A 23,329-nucleotide genomic window follows, 5' to 3' on the forward strand; every position below is an offset into this window, starting at 1 on the left:
GTCTAACTAAGTGGCTCAGTCCGTGACCAAGAGAAGAGTCAATCGAAGTGGCTGATAAACATGGTTTGACCATGGTATTCACAGGTGTGAGACATTTTAGACATTAATCAAAAACGGCACGCATCAATGGATGGGTGCCGTTTCTGCTGGTTAAGAAGACCTTAATCTGGGTAGATATAGGTGACCGTTCCCCAGACGGGATTGGTCGGGTCGAACCAGCCACGGAAGTTGTCGATATAGCGATGGCCATTATAATTGGCCTCTTGGATCTGAATTTTTTGGTCGTGTTCGACCTCTGTTACAAGAGCGACGTGCCCATAACCTCCGTTGTCCCAACAGGCGATGGCACCGACCTCTGGGGTGTTTCCTGTCCGGAATCCCGCAGCGCGTGCACTAGCCGCCCACATGCCACCGTTTCCCCACCAGTTATGGGCCCAAGGGGCTAATTCTTTGACTCCCCAGGTACACTCACCGATCGGATAGGTATTTCCCGGGTGTGTCGCGAGTGGCGTAAGCTTTGGCTTTGCCTTTTCCACTTGAAAGCTAGTGGGGAATAGCCCTTTTAGTTGTCTCTGGCTTTTCTGGTAGACGTGGAGATGAAATAGCCCGCTTCCCTTGTGTTTTTGAGCTTGAAAGCGCAGTTGGAAGTGTCCAGGTGCGACCTTCTTTGCTGGATACCAGATCAGATCATCCTGCCCATTTTCTTCAGACCAGATAGGGAAGACAATCTCCTCTACATCCTCAAATAACTTCAGGTCTATCTCCAATTCCTGTGAGGAGATGGGTGTGATCGTGATCTTGGGCTGGGAGGAAGCCAGGTCTTTTTGCTGGACGCTTGTTGTGAGAGGGTAGAGGCCGGTTAGTTGCTCATTTGCCTCCACCCCATAGACATGGACATGATAAAGTCCGGCTTGATCAGAATGGTTGGTCAATGGCACTTGTAGGTCAAATCCCTTGTCACTGCGTTCCACAGGATACCAAATCAGGTCATCCTGGTCATTTTGGTCAGACCAGACGGGAACTTGGATCTTTTGATACTTATCCGGGACGTTTCCAAGATGAATCACCAGCTGCCCTTTTTCGGCATAGATGGCATTGGTTGCTTGATCTGCATGGGTAATAGAGGCTTGCATCCCCCATGTCGCACAAGTCAGTAATACAAATTTTTTGATCGTTTGCATAATACTCCTTTTCGTCAATTAGTAGGTCTCACCTATACTATTCGGAAAAAAATGAGAAATAGGAGAAAATAGCAAAAAATGTTTGGATTCTACTGGAAATAGGAGACTTTTGCTGAAATCATTAGAATAAAACGAACGATTATGATATAATTTAATAAAATAATTCGCAAAAGAGGTTCGAGATGAAACTTTTGGTTGTTGGATCTGGCGGTCGTGAGCATGCGATTGCCAAGAAATTGTTGGAGTCTACAAACGTTGAGCAGGTTTTTGTGGCTCCTGGTAATGATGGGATGCGATTAGACGGTCTTGATTTGATCAATATCGGAATTTCCGAACATTCTAAGCTGATTGATTTCGCAAAAGTCAACGATATTGCTTGGACCTTTATTGGTCCAGATGATGCCCTTGCAGCTGGAATTGTGGATGACTTCAATGCAGCTGGTCTCAAAGCCTTTGGTCCGACCAAGGCTGCGGCTGAGCTGGAGTGGTCCAAGGATTTTGCTAAGGAAATCATGGTCAAATACGACGTTCCGACAGCAGCCTATGGCACATTTTCAGATTTCGAAGAAGCCAAGGCCTACATCGAAGAAAAAGGAGCTCCAATCGTCGTCAAGGCAGACGGCTTGGCCCTAGGGAAAGGTGTCGTCGTTGCGGAGACAGTTGAGCAAGCAGTTGAAGCCGCTCACGAGATGCTTTTAGACAATAAATTCGGTGATTCAGGTGCGCGCGTGGTCATCGAGGAATTCCTTGACGGGGAAGAGTTCTCTCTCTTTGCCTTTGTCAATGGTGATAAGTTCTACATTATGCCAACGGCACAGGACCACAAACGTGCCTACGATGGCGACAAAGGCCCTAACACTGGCGGGATGGGTGCCTATGCGCCAGTTCCTCACTTGCCACAGAGCGTGGTTGACACAGCGGTTGACACCATTGTTAAGCCAGTTCTTGAAGGCATGATCAAAGAAGGTCGTCCGTATCTTGGTGTCCTTTACGCGGGGCTAATCTTGACAGCTGATGGACCGAAAGTCATCGAGTTCAACTCTCGTTTTGGCGATCCTGAAACACAAATTATCTTGCCTCGTTTGACATCTGATTTTGCACAAAATATTACTGATATTTTGGATGGCAAAGAGCCGGCCATTACTTGGACGGACAAGGGTGTGACACTGGGCGTAGTTGTAGCATCAAACGGCTACCCACTCGCTTATGAGAAGGGTGTCAAGCTTCCAGCCAAGACAGAGGGCGACATAATTACTTACTATGCTGGTGCCAAATTCGCTGAAAATAGTCAAGACCTCCTTTCAAACGGAGGACGTGTCTACATGCTCGTCACAACAGCAGATACCGTCAAAGACGGCCAAAACATTATCTACAACGAACTCAACAAACAAAACACAGAAGGCCTCTTCTATCGAAATGATATCGGTAGCAAGGCGATAAAGTAGAAGTACAAGAATAGCGCGACGAAGTCGCTAAACCCGATAATGGTCGCCGTGGTGAAAAGACCGGAACAGCATCTGTTCTGGTCGGGGGAAACTTTGAGACCTTAGACTCAAAGTTTAGGAATGAAACCGAAGGTTTGCTTCCGTCCCCACCACCTAAGACCATTATCAAAAAAAGAAAAAGGATTAAAAATGAAACCAGTAATTTCCATCATCATGGGCTCAAAATCTGACTGGGCAACCATGCAAAAAGCTGCTGAAGTCCTCGATAACTTCGGTGTCGCTTATGAAAAGAAAGTTGTTTCCGCCCATCGGACGCCCAACCTCATGTTCAAACACGCCGAAGAAGCACGTAGCCGTGGCATCAAGGTCATCATCGCGGGTGCGGGTGGCGCAGCTCACTTGCCAGGGATGGTCGCAGCTAAAACGACCCTTCCGGTTATCGGCGTACCCGTCAAATCACGTGCCCTTAGCGGTGTAGATTCACTTTATTCCATCGTTCAGATGCCAGGTGGAGTGCCTGTCGCAACTATGGCGATCGGTGAAGCAGGTGCGACTAACGCGGCCCTCTTTGCCCTCCGCCTTCTTTCGGTAGAGGACCAGGCTATTGCGACAGCGTTAGCGGATTTTGCAGAAGAACAAGGAAAAATCGCAGAGGAGTCTACAAATGAGCTCAACTAAAACCATTGGGATCATCGGTGGTGGTCAACTCGGTCAGATGATGGCGATCTCAGCTATCTACATGGGACACAAGGTTATTGCCTTGGATCCAGCAGCTGATTGCCCAGCCTCTCGTGTGGCGGAAATCATCATAGCTCCTTACGACGACGTGGATGCCCTTCGTCAGTTGGCAGATCGCTGTGATGTTCTCACTTATGAATTTGAAAATGTGGATGCTGATGGTTTGGATGCTGTTATCAAAGAAGGACAACTCCCACAAGGGACAGACCTGCTTCGCATTTCCCAAAATCGCATTTTTGAGAAGGACTTTCTTTCCAACAAGGCCCAAGTCACTGTGGCTCCTTACAAGGTTGTGACCTCAAGCCAAGATTTGACAGATATCGATCTGTCGAAAAATTATGTCCTCAAGACAGCGACCGGTGGTTACGATGGCCATGGTCAGAAGGTCATTCGTTCAGAAGCAGACTTGGAAGAAGCCTATGCGCTAGCTGACTCAGCAGACTGTGTCTTGGAAGAATTCGTCAACTTTGATCTTGAAATTTCGGTCATCGTGTCTGGAAATGGCAAGGACGTGACGGTTTTCCCCGTTCAGGAAAATATCCACCGCAACAACATTCTTTCAAAAACCATTGTGCCTGCTCGCATTTCAGAAAGTCTAGCTGAAAAAGCCAAGGCCATGGCAGTGCGAATCGCAGAACAACTGAACCTCTCTGGTACGCTTTGTGTAGAAATGTTTGCGACAGCTGATGACATCATTGTCAATGAAATCGCCCCACGTCCACACAATTCAGGGCACTACTCAATTGAAGCCTGCGACTTCTCTCAGTTTGATACCCACATCTTGGGTGTTCTCGGAGCACCACTCCCAGCAATCCACCTTCATGCGCCTGCTGTCATGCTCAATGTTCTCGGCCAACACGTCGAAGCTGCTGAAACATATGTGACAGAAAATCCAAGCGCTCACCTCCACTTATATGGTAAACTAGAAGCAAAGCACAACCGCAAAATGGGACATGTGACTTTGTTTAGTGATGAACCAGATAAGGTTGAAGAGTTTGGAAAAGGGATTGATTTTTGAAATGGCAGAAGAATTTGATGAATTGCTAGATGATGAAATAACGACCGTAACACTGACCTATACGGATGATTTGATTGTTCCAGAGATTGCAGATAGAGAGGGGATTCATATTTTAGAGAGAGCTGGTAATCAGCTAGTCTTAGAATATTCTTGTTCCGAGAAGGAAGTTAAGGATTATCTGAGTAGTTACGGCCTGCCTAGACTTCCTGAGAGAATTTCATTTGAATTTTCTATACATGAAGACTTAGAAAATGATAATCTTTAAAGCTAAATGGAGACCAGTTTATGATTCAAATTATTGTCAACGCGTTTGTTAAACAAGAGAAGCCAGACAACTACTGATGGAAAGGGATTGATTTTTAAGTGAAAATAGCGATTCTAGGACTCGGAGTGATCGGGACCACTTATGCCTACGCCTTTCAAAAAGCAGGCCATCAAGTGGAACACGTACTGAGAGATAGTAAGAAAAACAATGCACCGAAGGAGTTGTCAGTTGATCTGCTAGATGGTCGCTATCATTCCAAAGGTGATAACAAGCATGATACCTATGAGGTTCATGTGGCAGAAGCTCATTCGGAATATGATTTTATTTTTCTCAGTGTGCGTCATGGACTTGTAAAAGAAGCTGTGGAGACCTTGCGAAAAAACAATATCAAAGGTACCCTTGTTTTCTTCTGCAATTTCTGGGATACTCGAAAAGAGATCCAAGAGTGGGCAGGAGATTATAACTATATTCTGGCCTTTCCAACAGCTGGAGGTCATATGCAGGAGGACCATTTAGATGGTGTCTTGTTCGACCATTTAATGCTAGAAGGTGAGCAAAAAGCACATATTTCTAACTATGCTGATCTGACGACTTTGCTGACTTCTGCAGATTTGAAGTGGGAAGTGCCTCATGATATGGTCGAGTGGATTTGGATTCACATGGCGATTAATGCGGGTGTTACTTCGACAGCTGCACGTTCAGGGAATTTGGAAAACCCAGAAGAATTGGCTTTGAACTTGATGAATAGTTCTTCGGAATTATCATTGGCCATCAAGGCCATTCGAGAAGCCTTGAAAGTTGTAGAAGCGCGTGGTGTGAATTTGAAACTTTACAAAGCCGAACTCTTGCCATACAAAATTCCCGCTTGGATAGCCGGCAAAGCCATGAAAGTCATGTTTGCGAAAAATGAGCTGACCCGAAAAATCATGACCTTGCACAATGACAAACAGGACATTTTCTACTGCTGTCAAAGTGTTTATCAGACTGGTCAGGAGTTAGGTGTGAAGATGCCTATTCTGGAAGCAAATATGAAGGGAATTTCTATTTAGGAGGTTTTATGATTCAACTCATCGTCAACGCATTTGTTGAAAAAGATAAGACTGGAGCAGTCGTCGAAGTCTTGTATGCTAGTAGCGATCACGAAAAAGTGAAAGCTAAGTATGAAGAGCTGACTGCTCAATATCCTGAAAACTATTTAGCCATCTATGATGTCCCACTGGATACGGATTTGAATACACTGGATCATTATCCATCTGTGTGGATTGGGAAAGAAGAATTTGAGTAAAGCGACAGTCGGTTGCTAACTGATGTAAAACATCAACAGAAAGGAAAATAAAAACAATGATCGAACGTTACTCTCGCCCGGAGATGGCGAACATTTGGACTGAAGAAAATAAATACCGTGCTTGGCTTGAGGTGGAAATCTTAGCTGACGAGGCATGGGCTGAGTTGGGAGAAATCCCTAAGGAAGATGTGACTTTGATTCGCGAAAAAGCGGACTTTGATATCGACCGTATTTTGGAAATTGAGCAACAAACTCGTCACGATGTGGTTGCCTTCACACGTGCGGTTTCTGAAACGCTTGGAGAAGAGCGCAAGTGGGTTCACTATGGTTTGACATCTACTGACGTGGTCGATACGGCCTATGGTTACCTCTACAAACAAGCTAACGACATCATCCGCAAGGACCTTGAAAACTTCCTCAACATCATCGCTGACAAAGCGAAAGAGCACAAGTTCACTATCATGATGGGTCGGACCCACGGTGTGCACGCTGAGCCGACGACTTTTGGTCTTAAATTAGCCACTTGGTACAGCGAAATGAAGCGCAACATCGAGCGTTTTGAGCATGCGGCTGCTGGTGTGGAAGCTGGTAAGATTTCTGGTGCGGTTGGTAACTTTGCCAACATCCCACCATTCGTTGAAAAATACGTCTGCGATAAATTGGGTATCCGTGCTCAAGAAATCTCTACACAGGTCCTTCCTCGTGACCTTCACGCTGAGTACTTTGCAGTTCTTGCTAGCATCGCAACTTCTATCGAGCGTATGGCTACTGAAATCCGTGGTCTGCAAAAATCTGAACAACGTGAAGTGGAAGAGTTCTTTGCTAAAGGTCAAAAAGGTTCTTCAGCAATGCCTCACAAACGTAACCCTATCGGTTCTGAAAACATGACAGGTCTTGCGCGTGTTATCCGCGGTCACATGGTGACAGCTTATGAGAATGTTGCTCTCTGGCACGAACGTGATATCTCTCACTCATCAGCTGAACGTATCATCACACCAGATACGACCATCTTGATTGACTACATGCTCAACCGTTTTGGCAATATCGTTAAGAACTTGACGGTCTTCCCAGAAAACATGATCCGCAACATGAACTCAACTTTTGGTCTAATCTTTAGTCAACGTGCGATGTTGACCTTGATTGAAAAAGGCATGACTCGTGAACAAGCCTATGACTTGGTGCAACCAAAAACAGCTTACTCTTGGGACAACCAAGTAGACTTTAAACCACTTCTCGAAGCAGATCCAGAAGTGACTTCACGCCTGACTCAAGAAGAAATCGATGAAATCTTCAACCCAGCTTACTATACCAAACGGGTGGATGAGATCTTCGAACGCATCGGTTTGGGAGACTAGGTGCAAGAAAAACGGGAATTTGAAAAATAGACGAAAGAGGCTGGGCAAAAACTGTCCAGCCTTTGATGTTTGATAAGACTAACTGCAAGACGCAGTGGTTGAGCGGGCTCTACTACGCTGATTTCATCAGCTTTTACAGCCCTACTCAACTATGCGGAGGTGGGACGACGAAATCGAATTCTAACGAATTACCGATTTCTGTCCCACTCTCTTTTTTAAACTTTTTATAGCTAAACTATCACTAATTATATATATTTTTAAAGAGGTCTTTAGAAATCGTTTTCAACATGCTATAATGTACATATAAAAAAGACCGAGCTGTCTCAGTCTTTTTGGTTCTTAGTGATCGCGGTCACAGGAGATGAACTTGATCTTGTAGTAGTCACCGCGTTTATAGGTTTCAGAGTATTCAAGGATTTGGCCAGTCGCTTCTAGCTTGGTCGTCTTCACTTGTTTGACTGTTGGGAAATTTTCGTCGATCTTCAATACTTTAGCAATCTTGCTTGGTGTAGGAAAGACGATTTCGTTGACTTCTTCGAAGTGCTCGTCATTCATATGAATGTGGTAGTCTTCTTTGAAGCGATCATAGATAGAGCTGTAGTATTCCAAATTTGGATAGTTTGGATTGATATATTGTTCAGGAATATAGGTTTGGTGGAAGATATAAGTATCATCCCCTGTCTGGCGAGTCCGTTCGATCTTATAGTAGAATTGCGTTGGGTTGAGGCCTAGTTTGTCTAGGATGCTTAAGGTATTTCCACGTTTAATAGAGAGAACTTTGACTTTGGCCTTTTGGATTGGGAAGGTCTCAACATCTGAAAATTCAACCAGTTTGTGTTTTCGAGCACGAGAAACAAAGGTTCCTTTTCCTTGCTGGCGGACAATGTAACCATCAGCAGCGAGGTCGTTCAAAGCACGGACAACGGTGATAGAGCTGACATCATAAATTTTAATGAGTTCAGCTTCAGTATAAAATTTATCTCCATTTTCAAATTTTCCGGAGATAATTTGCTGCTTCAATTCATCTTTGATGTGTTGGTACTTTGGAATTGCCATAGTGCTACCTCTCTTTAGATTTCTCTTATTTAACCCTATTTTAACATATTTTTTATAAAAGTGTTGACATTTTTTAAATAATTTATTATATTAATAAATGAAAAGGGTTACATATAAGAAAGGGGGGCGTTTATGGGAGTTTTTGAGATTCGCGATGCTTTCTATTTAAAAGATCAACCCTTCAAGATTTTATCCGGAGCGATCCATTATTTCCGAATTGACCCAGCAGACTGGTATCATTCCTTGTATAATCTAAAGGCATTGGGGTTCAACACGGTTGAGACCTATGTCCCTTGGAATGCGCATGAACCCCGCAAAGGGCAGTTTGATTTTAGTGGTCGATTGGATCTAGAGCATTTCATTCAAACAGCCCAGTCCCTAGGACTTTACATGATTGTAAGGCCGTCGCCCTTTATCTGTGCAGAGTGGGAATTTGGTGGATTACCAGCCTGGCTCTTAGAAGAAGACCTGCGAATCCGCTCATCAGACCCAGCCTTTATCGAAGCGGTGGATCGTTATTATGATCGCTTGCTTGGCTTGTTGACACCCTACCAAGTGGATCAGGGTGGTCCAATCCTCATGATGCAGGTGGAAAATGAGTACGGCTCTTATGGAGAGGATAAGGATTATCTTCGTGCCATTCGGGATTTGATGAAGGAAAAAGGCGTGACCTGTCCTCTCTTTACATCAGATGGACCATGGCGAGCAACGCTAAGAACAGGAACCTTGATCGAAGAAGACCTCTTTGTGACGGGAAACTTCGGTTCCAAAGCAGCCTATAACTTCGGTCAGATGAAAGAATTCTTTGACGAATACGGCAAGAAATGGCCCTTGATGTGTATGGAATTCTGGGATGGCTGGTTTACCCGCTGGAAGGAACCCGTGATTCAAAGGGACCCAGAGGAGTTGGCAGAAGCTGTCCATGAGGTCTTGGAGCTTGGTTCCATCAACCTCTATATGTTTCATGGCGGAACCAATTTCGGCTTCATGAATGGTTGCTCAGCTCGGGGAACGCTCGACTTGCCACAGGTGACGTCCTATGACTATGGGGCTTTGCTCAATGAGCAGGGCAATCCGACGGAGAAGTATGATGCCATTCAAAAAATGATGGCGACCTATTATCCGGAATACCCACAGCAAGAACCACTCATCAAAGAGTGTTTGCCAGAACAAACCTTGCAATTGGCAGCCAAGACTAGTCTTTTTGGAAATCTGGACAATTTAGCTCAGGTCGAGACCAGCCTTTATCCTGAAAAGATGGAAGAGCTGGGGCAAACCACAGGTTATCTCCTATATGAGACAGTCCTTGAGTTGGATGCGGAAGAAGAAAAATTGCGCATCATTGATGGTCGGGATCGGGTACAGATTTACCTGGATGATCAACATGTAGCAACACAATACCAAACAGAGATCGGTGAAGATCTTTTTATCAAAGGAAAAAAGAAAGCGGTTACGAATTTAAAAATCTTGCTTGAGAATATGGGACGTGTCAACTACGGGCACAAGCTCTTGGCTGATAGCCAGCACAAGGGTATTCGCACAGGTGTTTGTGTGGATTTGCATTTTCACCTCCATTGGAAGCAGTACCCACTGGATTTACAAGATCTCAGTCAGCTCGATTTTTCAAAGGAATGGCAGGCAGGTGCTCCAGCATTTTACCGCTATGATTTTCAGCTGGACCACACCCTTGATACTTATCTAGATATGACAGGATTTGGGAAAGGGGTCGTCTTTGTCAACGGCCACAACCTTGGCCGCTTCTGGGAGGTCGGTCCGACCACTTCACTTTATGTGCCTCATGGTTTCCTCAAAGAAGGAGCCAATAGCCTGATCGTCTTTGAGACAGAAGGGCGTTACCAAGAGACACTTCAACTTGTTCAACAACCTACATTCAAAGAAGTAAAGGGGGAAAACTTATGACTATTGTAGGATGCCGTATCGATGGACGTTTGATCCACGGGCAGGTAGCCAATCTTTGGACTACCAAACTAAATGTTTCACGTATCATGGTGATCGATGATGAAGTCGCTCAAAATGATATCGAAAAAAGTGGCTTGAAACTAGCGACACCACCTGGTGTTAAGCTTAGTATCTTGCCAGTCGCAAAGGCTGCGGAAAATATCTTGGCTGGAAAATATGATAGCCAACGACTCTTTATCGTAGCTCGCAAACCAGATCGTTTCCTTCGTTTGATCGAAGCAGGCGTTCAGCTTGAAACACTAAATGTCGGCAATATGTCTCAATCCGATGAGACGCGTGCGATTACCCGCTCGATCAATGTGGTGGACGCGGACGTGGAAGACTTTAACAAGATCCACGAAAAAGGTGTGAAGATTACGTCTCAGATGGTGCCAAACGACACTGCAGAAGACTTTATGAAGTTATTAAAGTAAAAGAAAATTTTTAGGAGGAAATTGTCATGATACAATGGTGGCAAATTTTACTACTTACTTTGTACTCAGCTTATCAAATCTGTGATGAGTTGACGATTGTTTCATCAGCAGGATCACCAGTCTTTGCTGGTTTCATTACAGGACTTGTCATGGGGGATTTAAAGACAGGTCTATTTATCGGAGCTTCTCTTCAATTGACAGTGCTCGGTGTAGGTACTTTCGGTGGAGCTTCTCGTATTGACGCAACATCTGGTGCCGTTCTTGCGACTGCCTTCTCAGTAGCAAAAGGGATTGATCCAGAGATTGCTATTGCTACAATCGCTGTGCCGGTAGCAACTTTGTTGACCTACTTTGATATTCTTGGTCGTATGACTACAACTTACTTCGCTCACCGTGTAGATGCTGCAATCGACCGCTTTGACTACAACGGTATCGAACGCAACTACCTTCTTGGTGCTGTTCCTTGGGCTCTTTCTCGTGCCCTTCCAGTCTTCTTGGCTCTTGCATTTGGTGGTTCTTTCGTAGAAACTGTTGTTACAGGTCTTGCTAATGTACAATGGTTGGCAAACGGTCTGAAACTCGCAGGTCAAATGCTTCCAGGTCTTGGATTTGCGATCTTGCTTCGTTACCTTCCTGTTCGTCGTAACCTTCACTATCTTGCACTTGGTTTTGGCTTAACAGCAATGTTGACAGTGCTTTATAGCAATGTTCAAAGCCTTGGTGCTGCAGTGTCTAGCATTGTTGGTTCTGATGTGTTCGCTAAACTTCCAAAAGAACAAGCTATTACTTTTGTTAACAACTTCAAGAGTGTATCTATGATTGGTATTGCCATTATCGGTATCTTCCTTGCAGTGCAACACTTCAAAAACAGCCAACGTACAGTCGTAGCTGCTCCAGCAAGCAATGTAGAAAGCGGGGAAATTGAAGATGACGAATTCTAATTACAAACTAACAAAAGAAGATTTTAAACAAATCAACAAACGTAGCCTCTTCACCTTCCAATTGGGTTGGAACTACGAACGGATGCAGGCTTCTGGTTACCTTTATATGCTTTTACCTCAGTTGCGTAAAATGTATGGTGATGGCACTCCAGAATTGAAAGAAATGATGAAATTGCATACGCAATTCTTCAATACTTCACCATTCTTCCACACCATTATCACTGGTTTTGACCTTGCTTTGGAAGAAAAAGATGGTGTCAAATCAAAAGATGCGGTGAACGGGATCAAGACAGGTCTCATGGGACCATTCGCTCCTCTTGGGGACTCCATCTTTGGATCATTGGTACCAGCTATTATGGGTTCAATCGCAGCAACTTTGGCTGTTGCAGGAAACCCAGCCGGTATCTTCTTATGGATCGCTGTGGCAGTTGCTTATGACATTTTCCGTTGGAAACAATTGGAATTTGCCTATAAAGAAGGGGTTAACCTCATCAACAACATGCAAAGTACCTTGACAGCTTTGATCGATGCAGCTGCCGTTCTGGGTATCTTCATGGTTGGTGCCTTGATTGCCAGCATGATTGGTGTTGAAGTTTCTTGGACTCCACACATTGGGGACAAAGCGATTGAAATTCAAGATATGCTCAACCTTATCTTCCCACGTTTGGTACCAGCTATCATCACAGGTGTAATCTACTGGTTGCTTGGACGTAAGGGTATGAACTCTACAAAAGCTATCTTGCTCATCATCCTTGCAGCAATCGCATTCTCAGCATTTGGCCACTTCTTCTTTGGAATGGCATAATGGAGTAAGGTATGGCAAAACAGTTAGTATTGGTCAGCCATGGTCACTTTTGTGAAGAGCTTAAAGCCAGTACAGAAATGATTATGGGACCACAAGAATCCATCCATACAGTTGCACTCTTACCAGAAGAAGGGCCAGAAGACTTTACTGCTAAATTTGAAGCAACAGTTCAAGGCCTAGAAGACTATATTGTATTTGCAGATCTATTAGGAGGGACTCCTTGCAACACTGTGAGCCGCTTGATCCTTGAAGGACGTGCGATTGACTTATACGCAGGGATGAATCTTCCGATGGTTATCGAATTTATCAATAGCAGTCTGACTGGTAGCGAAGGGGACTACCCTGAACGTGCAAAAGAAAGTATTGTCAAGGTCAATGACCTCTTGTCAAATCTTGATGATGATGAAGATGAGTAGGTTGGTAGGGAGTCTGGGAGAATCATCTCAGGCTCCTTTCCCATTTATCAATGTTAGATTGTAGAAAGGAACAACAGGTTCTATGTTAGACTATACAAAAGAAGACTTGCAGGAGCTAGGAGCAGAGATCACAACACGTGAGATCTACCAACAACCAAGTGTTTGGAAGGAAACGGCTCGCTTGTACCAAGAAAGACAAGCGGAAATAAAAGCTTTCTTAGAAAAAATTGGCCAAGAGCATGCCTACATCAAGGTCATCTTGACAGGGGCTGGGACCTCAGCCTATGTGGGGGACACCTTGGTTCCGTATTTGCAGGAAGTGCACGATGAACGGCATTGGAATTTCCAATCCATTGCGACGACCGATATCGTGGCGCATCCACAAACCTATTTCAAAAAAGAAGTGCCGACGGTCTTAGTTTCCTTTGCACGAAGTGGCAACTCGCCTGAAAGTGTTGCGACAGTTGAGTTGGCTCAAGACTTGGTCGATGAACTCTATCAGATCACCATTACTTGTGCGGAAGAAGGGAAGCTGGCCCAGCAGGCCCACGGAGATGAGCGCAACCTTTTGCTTCTCCAACCTAAAGAAACCAATGATGCTGGCTTTGCCATGACTTCGAGCTTTACCTCTATGCTCCTGACAGCCCTCTTGGTCTTTGATCCAAGTGAGGAAAAAACCAAAGAAAAACGGGTAGAAGAATTGATTCATCTGTCAGAGCAGATCTTGGAGAAAGATCGCGAGGTCAAGGAAGTTGTCGATCTAGACTTTGAGCGCGTCATCTATCTAGGAGCGGGGCCTTTCTTTGGGCTAGCTCATGAAGCCCAGCTCAAGATTTTGGAATTGACTGCAGGTAAAATCGCGACCATGTACGAGAGTCCTGTCGGCTTCCGTCATGGACCGAAATCCCTCATCAATGAGCAGACTCTGGTCTTGGTCTTTGTCTCCATTGATCCTTATACGCGCCAATACGATTTGGATTTGGTTGGAGAAGTGGCTGGGGATCAGATTGCCCGTCAGGTCGTTCTCTTGTCCGATCAAGCTGCAGGCATTGAGCATGTACGAGAAGTGTTGGTGGAAGCATCAGCAGACTCTCTAGATATCTACCGTGCCTTCCCATACATTATCTACGGTCAGTTGATTTCTCTCTTGACTTCGCTCAAGGTTCAAAATCGCCCAGACACACCTTCACCGACTGGTACCGTCAATCGAGTTGTTCAAGGGGTGATTATTCATCCATTTGATAAAGAATAGCCATTAATTTTCTATAAAAAGTGGAGTGTTTCATCTTATGAAACTGATATAATGGAGAAAAACAGTGAGAGGAGAAGATTTGTGAAACAGTATCAAGAAAGCGTGTTTGGGGAATGGCAGAATCAGGAAGTTCGTGCTTATCGCTTCGAAAATGACAAAGGCTACCAATTGTCTGTCATGACCTATGGGGCGACGATTTTAGAATATGTGACACCTGATAAAGAAGACCGGTTTGCTAATATTATCCTAGGCTTTGATCGCTTTGAGGACTATGTAGGCAACAGCCCTAAATACGGGGCTAGTATTGGCCCAGTAGCAGGCCGGATTGCAGGGGCCGGCTTTGAGCTTAATGGTCAAACCTATCGCTTGGAAGCCAATAACGGTGCCAACTGCAACCACAGTGGACCGACTGGTTGGGACAGCGCCTTGTTTAGCGTGGAGTCGGTAACGGATCAAGGAATCACTCTCTATACAGAACGGGCGGATGGGACAGGCGGTTTCCCTGGAAATCTCAAGATCTGGGTGACCTATGGTTTAACGGAAGATGGTGAACTCGAGATTGCTTATCGGGTAGAAACGGATCAAGACACCTTGGTCAACCCGACTAACCACAGCTATTTCAACCTATCAGGCAACTTCACTCAGTCGATTCATGACCATGTCTTTCAGATCAATCATCAAGGACTTTACCCTATCCACCCAGATGGCGTCCCTCTTCAGACCGTGGATAGAGAAAGTCCAATCGTTCAGCATCTCTACCAAGCTATGCTCTTAGAGGATCTCTTTAAGGATGCTGATCCGCAAATCTGTCTGGTAGAAGGCTTGGACCATCCATTTGCTCTTCCAGAAGGGCATGAAAATGCTGGCTTTCTTTACCATCAGCCGTCTGGACGCTTTTTGACCTTCAAGTCAGAAGCTCCCGCCTTGGTAGTTTATTCAGCCAATTTTGTAGATGAAACCGTTCGTCTGCAAGGCCAACCAATGGTTCAGCACAATGGCTTGGCGCTAGAATTTCAAACAGTACCAGATGCCATTCACAGCGACCAAGCTGAAAAAGTCATTTTGAGAGCAGGTCAAGTCTTTACCAGTAAGACTAGCTACCATGCCATCGCTAAGAAATAAGGAGGAAAGGGGAGTGGCCAAACAAGGATGTGAAATCCTTGCTTGAGACCTCCTCTTTTTCTCAAAAAAAAATTAGAAAAACTATAAGGAAAGTTTAAGCTTCCTATCGTATACTAATACCATCATCAAAGACCTCCTAACTTTGAATGATAAAACTCCTAAAACTTTTTCATAATAATCTCCCTATAAGAGCCACCAAAACCGGTGGCTTTTTCTACGTACCTTAGCAAACGTTAGTGAGCTTAGGTACGTAGACGCAGCTTGAGCGGAGCGAAAACTACGTTCCTTCCTAACCGAATCAAAGGTAACGAAGTATTTTAACAGAGCGTAAGCTCTTATTTTTTTACACAAAAAAGCTCCTTGAGAAATTCTCAAGGGGCAGTGGAATGACTAATTAGTTTTGGCGTCAGACACTTTTTTGAATTTTGCTGAAATAATCGTATTTAGATTATTCTGTCCATCGCGTTGCTCAATCGTCAACGTTAAAATATCTCCATCAATCGAGTATTTATACGTAGTTTCTTTAGCGACAGGTCCAATGGACATGGTTGCTAGTTGCACAATATTTATAGCTTCTGGGAAGATAATCGTTTGGTTTGCTGTATCTAATTTACCGTTCTTCAATACAGAATGAATTTTAGCATTACCTCTATCAAATTCATAAGTTGTATTGGGCAAGTCTTTAGCGCCATCCTGTAGGTTGACTGATAATTTGGTAAATTGATTTTTAATATATTCGTCTTTCGTTTGAGTCACTTTAGATGCATCTTTTTGTTTTAAGTAATCGTAGAATCTTCCAAAACCATCTGCTAGAGATACAGTATAGTCGAATTCAACAGATGTACCTGTAATGTTTAACGTTGGTTTTAAATCTTTCCATGCCTCAGGATAGATAAGCTTGATAGCCGAATCATCATTGTCAAAATCTTTAAAGGCTAAGCTACGTTCAAGAGCTGGTCGGAAGTCGATGGCTTGCCATTTTCCTTCAATTGGAACGGGGTCTTTTTGAGTAGTGCTTCCTTTACGTTTGAAGTGTAGTTCATAGTGAACTGGAAGATTATCTTTCTTCGCTTTTCCGTCAATCGTGACATAAAGCATGTCGTCTTTTAATTTGTAGTGATATGTGTTTGGCGAAACGCGATTTTCACCGAATGAGAAGAAGAATGAGTTTGCTACTGAAAGTCCTTCATCAAAGGTCATTGTTTTGGCACCTTGATCAATAGAACCCGTTGCTTCGTAGCTAAACACGCCAGTATCTTTATTCATGCTGACTTTGTATTTCTTAAAGTCGCCTGCGAATCCTTCATGAGAGTCATACATGACTTTTTTGAATTCTTCTTCAGTCTTGCCTCTAGCTTCTGTTGTGACAGTGGAGAAAGCTTTAATAAAGTTATCAATGTTATAGTCGTATTTAATCGTTGCCGTATTGTTTTCAATCTTCATATCCATTTTGAAGTCTTTAACAGATTCAAGCAAGTGTGCAAAGTGGATTCCATGGAGGGTATAGGCTCCGATGGATTCCGTTAAAGCATCGAGAGTATCGACTAATTCCCATTCGCCATCAATCGTTTCGACTTTTGGTGTTTCTGTTTTAGCGGTATTTTTAGAGCTGCTTTGTTCTTGAGAACAAGAAGCTAGTACGAAGACTGAGAGTAGAGCAACGAATGCTAAAAATAATTTTTTATAACGTCTAATCATCGCTAGACCTCCTTAAAATAGATTATCGTATTACGCTTATATTATACGTGCAACATAATCGTTTTGCAAGGGCTTTCAAACGAATCGCAATTTTGTTCTGTAACTTGACCGATTATTCAACATGAGAAACGGGGAAATTGTATGTAGCAGAGTACCCAATAGATGAGATTCTCAAGGCCTCTTAAATTAATTTATTTGCACACAAAAAAGCCCCTTGAGAAAATCTCAAGGGGCAGGGAGTTATTTAATTAGTTTTAGGATCTGAAACTTTCTTGAATTTCATTGGATAAACAAGATGAGCACCAGTTTCATCGTACGTTTTCTCGGCATAAATTGTAAGGATATCACCATTCAATTCGTAGTGATAAGTAATTGGTACGTCTGTAGAATTAATATAAAGAGGTAGAACTCCAAAGATGTTTGGAACTTCAGGGAATACGATCGTTTTTGCATTCTCGTTTAAAACCCCATCATTTAACGTTGCAGTTAACACTTTTGTATCGTTATCAAACGTTCCAGTTTGATGTTTAAAACTTCCAAATTTCTTTTCTCTTACACCTAGAAGGATGGCAGTAGCTTCTTCTTTTGTAGGGTATTTATCTTTATTCTGTTCAGCATAAAAATCAATATACTTGTTCATATCAGCACTATAAGAATAAGTTACATCTGTTTCTGTAATTCTTAGAGTCGGAACGATATCTTGGAAGGCTTCAGTAACCTTTAATCGACTATTAGCATCATCATAATAAATTAAGAAAGTACGTTCCACTGTATCTCTAAAATCTACAGCTTTCCAGTCTCCTTCAAGTGAGACTGGGGTCGGTGCTACTGTGGTAGTTTCTGCAACTGTTGTAGTCTCAGCGGTTGTTTGTTGTTGCTGTTGTTTCTGTTGTTTTTGCCCACATCCTGATACAAATAGAAGAGCAAGAAGGGAAAACATCCATAGGGAACTTTTTTTCATAATGTTCATGATTGATCACTCCTTCTAATGATTGTCTCCTACGTAGTTGAAACGAAGACGCATTACTCTAAAATGACTTTGTTCATCTTTACCTTCAGCATAAAGTGTTATTTGCTTACCTTCAACGATGTAAGTATAAGTAATGGGTACAAGCGAGTTATACGTGGTTCCCATAACAATTCTACTTAAAAATGTAGGTGTTTCAGGGAACGTAATAGTATGTTTCTGCGTATCGATTTCGCCAGTTAGAGAGTAATCATAGGCATAATTAGGTTCGTCAAGAGTAATCTTTGTATGTTTCAAATTTGGAATATAATTCTTAAATTCAGCAGTTTTATTTTTTAAATACGATTCATAATTTGCTTTGTTCTCTCCTGTTGCAAATGCTTGATCTTCATATAGTTCGCTGTAATCAAAATGGTACTTTAATTCAACGGTTTTATCTTTAATGGTCATCGTCATCTTAACCTTATCGAAGTCATCAAGCATTAGTACGGCGGCAAGTTTTTTTATATTAGAAGCTAGGAATACTTTCTGAATGGTCATTTGTTGGTCAGTCCATTTCCAAGTTCCTTGTTGATCCTTTGTAAGATCTTGTGGTGCTTTTGTTGTTTGAGGAGCTTTATTTGTTTGAGAAGACTTATTTGTTTTAGAAGACTGCGATGGAGAAGGCTGACATCCCGCAATAAGGAACACTGCAAAGAATGCCAAGAAACCGAAAAGGATCTTCTTTGTTTTAGTAAACATAAATTTACCTCCTAAACGTTGTTGCTTTAATTTTATCATTAAAGGAAATAATTATAAAGTGAAATTGTAAGCGATAGATGAAGAAGAAGGGACCGTATAAGAAAAAGAAAGTTTGGCGATGAGGGCAACCGTTCAACTTTTTCTAACGAACGACGGTGAGAACCAGGATCTTTAAAAAACACATTCTATTTGTGGTACCGAAGGTATCATTTTTTGCTATAATAGACTGTATGAGTAGAATTTTAGACAATGAAATCATGGGCGATGAAGAGGCTGTTGAACGGACGCTGCGCCCGCAATATTTACATGAATATATCGGCCAGGATAAGGTCAAGGACCAGCTAAAAATCTTTATTGAGGCAGCTAAGCTTCGGGATGAAGCGCTGGATCATGTTCTTCTTTTTGGCCCTCCGGGGCTTGGGAAAACCACCATGGCTTTTGTCATTGCCAATGAACTGGGCGTCAATCTCAAGCAGACTTCGGGTCCTGTCATTGAAAAGGCTGGTGACTTGGTAGCCATTCTTAATGACCTAGAGCCGGGGGATGTTCTCTTTATCGATGAGATCCACCGTCTTCCTATGTCGGTTGAAGAAGTGCTTTACAGCGCCATGGAAGATTTTTACATCGATATCATGATTGGTGCTGGCGAGACTAGCCGGAGTGTCCATCTGGACCTTCCTCCCTTCACTTTGATTGGGGCGACGACGCGAGCGGGTATGCTGTCCAATCCCTTGCGCGCTCGCTTTGGAATTACGGGGCATATGGAATACTACGAGCAAGATGATCTGACAGAGATTGTCGAGCGGACCGCCGAGATCTTTGAGATGGAAATTACCCACGAAGCTGCCGAAGAGCTTTCTCTTCGTAGTCGTGGGACCCCTCGGATTGCCAACCGGTTGCTGAAACGGGTGCGCGATTTTGCTCAGATTATGGGCGATGGCTTGATTGACGATACCATTACTGACAAGGCCCTCTCCATGCTGGATGTGGACCATGAAGGACTGGACTATGTCGATCAAAAGATCCTGCGCACTATGATTGAAATGTACGGTGGTGGCCCGGTCGGCCTTGGGACTCTATCAGTCAATATTGCCGAAGAGAGGGAGACCGTAGAAGATATGTATGAGCCTTACTTAATTCAGAAAGGCTTTATCATGCGGACCCGGACAGGGCGCGTGGCGACTCGCAAGGCCTATGAACACCTGGGTTATCCCTACAATGGAGACTAGAAGAAGATGCTGACGGAAGAAGCAATCGTAGAACAAATCCAAGCGGATCAAGAGATGATGGACGTCTTGACTATTATTCGAGATCTAGGCTTGGCAGATGCCTGGCTTGCAGCGGGCGCGGTGCGAAATTTCATCTGGAACCAGCTCTCTGGAAGACCAGGGTTTGATGCGACAACTGATCTGGATCTGGTCTTTTATGATCCTACGATCAGCTATGAGGAGACTCTCCAGATCGAGCAAGAATTAAAGAGGACCTATCCTCAGTACGCTTGGGAAGTCAAAAACCAAGTCTACATGCACCAACATAGCCCAGGGACAGCTCCCTACAAAAGTGCCTGTGATGCTGTTTCCAAATACCCCGAGCGGTGTACGGCTCTTGCGGTTCGCTTAAGGAAAGATGGTCAGTTGGAGCTCTTTCTCCCCTATGGGACAAGGGATGTAGAAGACTTTATCGTTGAGCCGACTCCACATTTTTTAGCCAGCCCAGAGCGCTTGGCGGTTTATACAGAGCGAATGAAAAAGAAGAATTGGCAGACCAAATGGCCTCAATTAGAGGTTCGTTTTCCAAAATAGAGAAAAAAATCAGATTTGAAAAAGGAATCTGATTTTTCTTTAAAATGATAGAGCCCCTTCGTCATCTTTCTGTCACATTTTTGTTATAATAGTAATAGTATGCTGGTTTTCCATAGTGGAAAGCGAAGTGCTCAGCTAGGTTGGGCAGTCCGAACAAGGAGTTAGGTGGAATCATGAAAAAAATCGTCTTTGTCTGCTTAGGAAATATTTGTCGGAGCCCCATGGCGGAGTTTGTCATGAAGGACTTGACCGATCAGTATGAGGTTGAAAGTCGGGCCACCTCTAGTTGGGAACATGGCAATCCCATCCATCGGGGAACCCAGAAAATCTTTCAACAACACCAGGTCCCATATGATCCAGCCAAGACTTCTTTACAGATCAAAGAAGAGGATTTTTACAACTTTGATGTGATCCTAGGGATGGACGAAAACAATGTAGCAGATCTGAAGCAAATGGCTCCTGCGGGAACAGAGCACAAGATTCATCTTTTTGCTGCTGAAAGTGTGCCAGATCCATGGTATACGGGTGATTTTGAGGAGACCTATTCTAGAGTTCTGACTGGCTGTAAGGCCTGGTTGGATCAGCTAGCAACTTCTTAAGAGTTTGAGATGTGAGAGAATACAGAATATGAAAGAATTTTATGAGACTTATAAGGTCTATCTGACGCGAAAAAATTTAGAAATAGCAGCATTAGTAGTGATTGTCTTATCTGCTTTGATGGTTTTCTTTTCGGCCATTCCAGGTCAGGGTGTCTTGACCTTGGACAAGGGGGCGATCCGTTACGACGGAAGTCTAGTCCGTGGCAAGATGAATGGCAAGGGAACCGTCACCTTTAAAAACGGCGATACCTATACAGGCAACCTCGTCAATGGCTCCTTTAGTGGTTATGGTAAGTTTAAGTCCAAGGCTGGTTGGACCTATGAAGGGCAGTTTGTCAATGGTCAGCCAGAGGGCAAAGGCACCTTAACCACAGAAGCCAACGTCGTATACAAAGGAACATTCAAGCAGGGGATTTATCAAAATGCGCATTAAATGGTTTTCACTCGTCCGTGTTACAGGACTCTTATTGGTATTGCTTTACCATTTCTTCCAAAAAGCCTTTCCTGGAGGCTTCATTGGGGTAGATATTTTCTTCACCTTCTCAGGATTTTTGATTACAGCGCTCTTGATCGATGAATTTGCGCGCAAGCAAGGAATCGACTACTTGTCTTTCTTGAAACGGCGCTTTTACCGGATCGTACCGCCTCTTGTCTTTATGGTCTTGGTCGTGATGCCCTTTACCTTTATGGTGCAACGGGACTACGTGGCTGGTATTGGGACACAGATTGCAGCGGTCTTTGGTTTTGTGACCAATTTCTTTGAGATGGCAACTGGTGGTAGTTACGAAAGCAACTTCATTCCGCATCTCTTTCTTCATACCTGGAGTTTGGCCCTAGAAGTGCATTACTATGTACTATGGGCGCTTCTGGCATGGTTTTTGGCTAAGCGGGCTAAGACGGTAGGAAAGTACCGAGGTATGCTCTTCTTAGCATCCAGCGGGCTCTTTCTCTTTACCTTCTTGTCCATGTTCATCCGCGCCTTTCTGACAGCTAACTTCTCCACTATCTATTTCTCTAGTTTCACTCACATCTTCCCCTTCTTTGCGGGATCGTGCCTAGCAACGGTAACAGGGATTGCTAATGTCAGCCCGAACTTTACAAAGCTGGTGCAGTCTTGGAGTATGAAAAAGACTTTGTCGGTCTTGGGTGGAAGCTTTGCCTTCTTGTTTGTGCTCAGTCTTTTCTTGCCATTTGATAGCTTGTGGACTTATCTGTTTGGCTTTTTAGCAGCGACAATCGCAGCTTGTGCCATGATTCTGTCGGCCCGTATTCTCCATGAAAAGACACCAGATAAAAAGGAACCAGCCATCCTCAATTTCTTGGCAGATACCAGTTATGGTGTCTATCTTTTCCACTGGCCTTTCTTTATCATCTTTTCTCAACACTTGGGAAATATGATGGCAGCCCTTGTGACGACGATCGTTTCCTTGATTCTAACGGCTCTTTCCTTCTATATTTTAGAGCCAACCATTGCAGGCAAGGAGCCTCGTGTCTTTGGTATGAAGATGGATCTGAGTTTTTTGACCAAGCCTATCTTTTACCTCATGATTCCACTGGCACTCTTGATGATCGGAATCTCTGCCTTTGCACCAACCGTCGGAGCTTTTGATGAGAGTTTGGTAGTGAGTGGGCTCAATCAAGCAGACAGCAAAATGCAGGTCACACGGACACAGGTGGACAATGCGACTGCAACAGACTATAACGTCTCAAATGGTGTGACCATGATCGGTGATTCGGTTAACTTGCGAGCGCAGGACTACCTGACTAAAGCCATCCCTGGCATCCAGATTGATGCAGTGGTGAGTCGTCAGTTGGAAAATGGAATGAAGGTCTTTGAGACTGACATCTCCAATAAAGTTCTCCTAAAAAATGTGGTCATTGCCCTAGGAACCAATACTGTAAGCAACTACAAAGAATTGCTGGATCAGTATGTTGAGAAACTTCCAAAAGGCCGTCGCCTGATCCTTGTGACACCATATGATGGTCGCTATGCCAACGATCAGTCCAGTGAATCGGTTCAAACCCGTCTTTATGAGTTGGAACTAGCAAAGAAATACGACTTTATCACCATTGCGGACTGGTACCAAGTAGCAATTGAAAATCCAAACATTTGGGTGGGAACAGACTCTGTTCACTTCAATATGGAAACCAATGGTGGGGAACTCTATGCTCAAACAGTCAAAGAAGCCCTTGATAAGGCCGAAAAGGGTCCGGTCAAGAAGTAAAAATGCTTCTCTGAAACTGAAACAA

Annotated in this window: 24 protein-coding genes and 1 pseudogene; 20 read left to right on the top strand and 5 right to left on the bottom strand. The window is 43.8% G+C overall.

Features of this window, described 5'->3' with window-relative positions; all coding sequences use genetic code 11:
• Positions 1-32: 32 nt before the first annotated feature.
• A pseudogene (locus tag O3626_RS04805) lies at positions 33-107 on the top strand (IMP cyclohydrolase); the annotation flags it as partial.
• Positions 108-161: 54 nt separating this feature from the next.
• Here O3626_RS04805 and O3626_RS04810 read toward each other — a convergent pair.
• Positions 162-1,181 (bottom strand): GBS Bsp-like repeat-containing protein, encoded by a 1,020-nt coding sequence (locus O3626_RS04810; protein WP_371495602.1) that lies wholly within the window; start codon positions 1,179-1,181, stop codon positions 162-164.
• A 182-nt stretch (positions 1,182-1,363) separates the two neighbouring features.
• Between O3626_RS04810 and purD the strand changes: the two genes are divergently transcribed.
• The 7 genes from purD (at position 1,364) to purB (ending at position 7,287) form a co-directional block, all read left to right on the top strand.
• Complete coding sequence (purD, locus tag O3626_RS04815; RefSeq protein WP_371495604.1) at positions 1,364-2,626, top strand: phosphoribosylamine--glycine ligase; 1,263 nt, start codon at positions 1,364-1,366, stop codon at positions 2,624-2,626.
• Between the two features lie 189 nt (positions 2,627-2,815).
• Entirely contained in the window at positions 2,816-3,304 is a 489-nt protein-coding gene (purE, locus tag O3626_RS04820; RefSeq protein ID WP_070675976.1) for a 5-(carboxyamino)imidazole ribonucleotide mutase, read from the top strand.
• Entirely contained in the window at positions 3,291-4,382 is a 1,092-nt protein-coding gene (purK, locus tag O3626_RS04825; protein WP_371495606.1) for a 5-(carboxyamino)imidazole ribonucleotide synthase, read from the top strand. The genes purE and purK overlap by 14 nt, the downstream gene beginning before the upstream one ends.
• Position 4,383: 1 nt before the next feature.
• Entirely contained in the window at positions 4,384-4,647 is a 264-nt protein-coding gene (locus O3626_RS04830; RefSeq protein ID WP_371495608.1) for a hypothetical protein, read from the top strand.
• Between the two features lie 98 nt (positions 4,648-4,745).
• On the top strand, positions 4,746-5,696 hold the full coding sequence (locus tag O3626_RS04835; protein ID WP_154859207.1) for a 2-dehydropantoate 2-reductase N-terminal domain-containing protein: 951 nt from the start codon (positions 4,746-4,748) through the stop codon (positions 5,694-5,696).
• Positions 5,697-5,704: 8 nt separating this feature from the next.
• The gene (locus O3626_RS04840) at positions 5,705-5,932 is read left to right on the top strand and encodes a hypothetical protein (RefSeq protein ID WP_045613324.1); all 228 of its coding nucleotides are present in this window, start codon (positions 5,705-5,707) and stop codon (positions 5,930-5,932) included.
• A 56-nt stretch (positions 5,933-5,988) separates the two neighbouring features.
• Positions 5,989-7,287, top strand: coding sequence for an adenylosuccinate lyase (gene purB / locus O3626_RS04845; protein ID WP_371495610.1), 1,299 nt, complete (start codon positions 5,989-5,991; stop codon positions 7,285-7,287).
• Positions 7,288-7,626: 339 nt separating this feature from the next.
• On the opposite strand, the gene O3626_RS04850 is transcribed toward purB, so the two are convergent.
• Complete coding sequence (locus tag O3626_RS04850) at positions 7,627-8,343, bottom strand: GntR family transcriptional regulator (protein WP_371495612.1); 717 nt, start codon at positions 8,341-8,343, stop codon at positions 7,627-7,629.
• A gap of 132 nt (positions 8,344-8,475) precedes the next feature.
• On the opposite strand from O3626_RS04850, the gene O3626_RS04855 reads away from it, so the two are divergent.
• The 7 genes from O3626_RS04855 to O3626_RS04885 all read left to right on the top strand — a co-directional run bounded on the left by O3626_RS04855 (position 8,476) and on the right by O3626_RS04885 (position 15,272).
• Positions 8,476-10,263, top strand: a complete 1,788-nt coding sequence (locus tag O3626_RS04855) for a beta-galactosidase family protein (protein WP_371495614.1) — start codon at positions 8,476-8,478, stop codon at positions 10,261-10,263.
• Positions 10,260-10,736, top strand: coding sequence for a PTS system mannose/fructose/N-acetylgalactosamine-transporter subunit IIB (locus O3626_RS04860; RefSeq protein WP_003009322.1), 477 nt, complete (start codon positions 10,260-10,262; stop codon positions 10,734-10,736). Before O3626_RS04855 ends, O3626_RS04860 begins: the two co-directional genes overlap by 4 nt.
• 26 nt (positions 10,737-10,762) lie before the next feature.
• Positions 10,763-11,677 carry a PTS mannose/fructose/sorbose/N-acetylgalactosamine transporter subunit IIC gene (locus O3626_RS04865; protein WP_371495616.1) on the top strand — a complete coding sequence of 305 codons (915 nt, stop codon included), beginning with the start codon at positions 10,763-10,765 and terminating at the stop codon, positions 11,675-11,677.
• The gene (locus O3626_RS04870) at positions 11,664-12,482 is read left to right on the top strand and encodes a PTS system mannose/fructose/sorbose family transporter subunit IID (RefSeq protein WP_045760097.1); all 819 of its coding nucleotides are present in this window, start codon (positions 11,664-11,666) and stop codon (positions 12,480-12,482) included. The genes O3626_RS04865 and O3626_RS04870 overlap by 14 nt, the downstream gene beginning before the upstream one ends.
• An 11-nt stretch (positions 12,483-12,493) precedes the next feature.
• Positions 12,494-12,898, top strand: coding sequence for a PTS sugar transporter subunit IIA (locus O3626_RS04875; protein ID WP_049515293.1), 405 nt, complete (start codon positions 12,494-12,496; stop codon positions 12,896-12,898).
• An 82-nt stretch (positions 12,899-12,980) separates the two neighbouring features.
• Positions 12,981-14,150: an SIS domain-containing protein gene (locus tag O3626_RS04880; protein ID WP_371495618.1), complete on the top strand. Its 1,170-nt coding sequence runs from the start codon at positions 12,981-12,983 to the stop codon at positions 14,148-14,150.
• Positions 14,151-14,231: 81 nt separating this feature from the next.
• Entirely contained in the window at positions 14,232-15,272 is a 1,041-nt protein-coding gene (locus O3626_RS04885; RefSeq protein WP_371495620.1) for an aldose epimerase family protein, read from the top strand.
• A 390-nt stretch (positions 15,273-15,662) separates the two neighbouring features.
• Here O3626_RS04885 and O3626_RS04890 read toward each other — a convergent pair whose 3' ends face one another.
• The 3 genes from O3626_RS04890 to O3626_RS04900 all read right to left on the bottom strand — a co-directional run bounded on the left by O3626_RS04890 (position 15,663) and on the right by O3626_RS04900 (position 18,678).
• A complete protein-coding gene (locus tag O3626_RS04890; protein WP_371495622.1) occupies positions 15,663-16,970 on the bottom strand; it encodes a hypothetical protein in 1,308 nt (435 codons plus the stop codon).
• Between the two features lie 244 nt (positions 16,971-17,214).
• On the bottom strand, positions 17,215-17,940 hold the full coding sequence (locus O3626_RS04895) for a hypothetical protein (RefSeq protein ID WP_371495624.1): 726 nt from the start codon (positions 17,938-17,940) through the stop codon (positions 17,215-17,217).
• A 15-nt stretch (positions 17,941-17,955) separates the two neighbouring features.
• Positions 17,956-18,678, bottom strand: a complete 723-nt coding sequence (locus tag O3626_RS04900) for a hypothetical protein (RefSeq protein WP_371495626.1) — start codon at positions 18,676-18,678, stop codon at positions 17,956-17,958.
• A 230-nt stretch (positions 18,679-18,908) separates the two neighbouring features.
• Here O3626_RS04900 and ruvB point away from each other — a divergent pair, with 230 nt between their 5' ends.
• The 5 genes from ruvB (at position 18,909) to O3626_RS04925 (ending at position 23,304) form a co-directional block, all read left to right on the top strand.
• Positions 18,909-19,907 (top strand): Holliday junction branch migration DNA helicase RuvB, encoded by a 999-nt coding sequence (gene ruvB / locus O3626_RS04905; RefSeq protein ID WP_045760104.1) that lies wholly within the window; start codon positions 18,909-18,911, stop codon positions 19,905-19,907.
• 6 nt (positions 19,908-19,913) lie between these two features.
• A complete protein-coding gene (locus O3626_RS04910) occupies positions 19,914-20,480 on the top strand; it encodes a nucleotidyltransferase family protein (RefSeq protein ID WP_049492312.1) in 567 nt (188 codons plus the stop codon).
• A gap of 173 nt (positions 20,481-20,653) precedes the next feature.
• The gene (locus O3626_RS04915) at positions 20,654-21,079 is read left to right on the top strand and encodes a low molecular weight protein-tyrosine-phosphatase (RefSeq protein WP_049492307.1); all 426 of its coding nucleotides are present in this window, start codon (positions 20,654-20,656) and stop codon (positions 21,077-21,079) included.
• Positions 21,080-21,107: 28 nt separating this feature from the next.
• Positions 21,108-21,512, top strand: coding sequence for a membrane protein (locus O3626_RS04920; protein WP_049492303.1), 405 nt, complete (start codon positions 21,108-21,110; stop codon positions 21,510-21,512).
• A complete protein-coding gene (locus tag O3626_RS04925) occupies positions 21,502-23,304 on the top strand; it encodes an acyltransferase family protein (RefSeq protein WP_368397758.1) in 1,803 nt (600 codons plus the stop codon). Before O3626_RS04920 ends, O3626_RS04925 begins: the two co-directional genes overlap by 11 nt.
• Positions 23,305-23,329: the final 25 nt, after the last annotated feature.

The sequence above is a fragment of the Streptococcus sp. 20925_1_77 genome, assembly GCF_041432125.1.
Lineage (GTDB): Bacteria > Bacillota > Bacilli > Lactobacillales > Streptococcaceae > Streptococcus.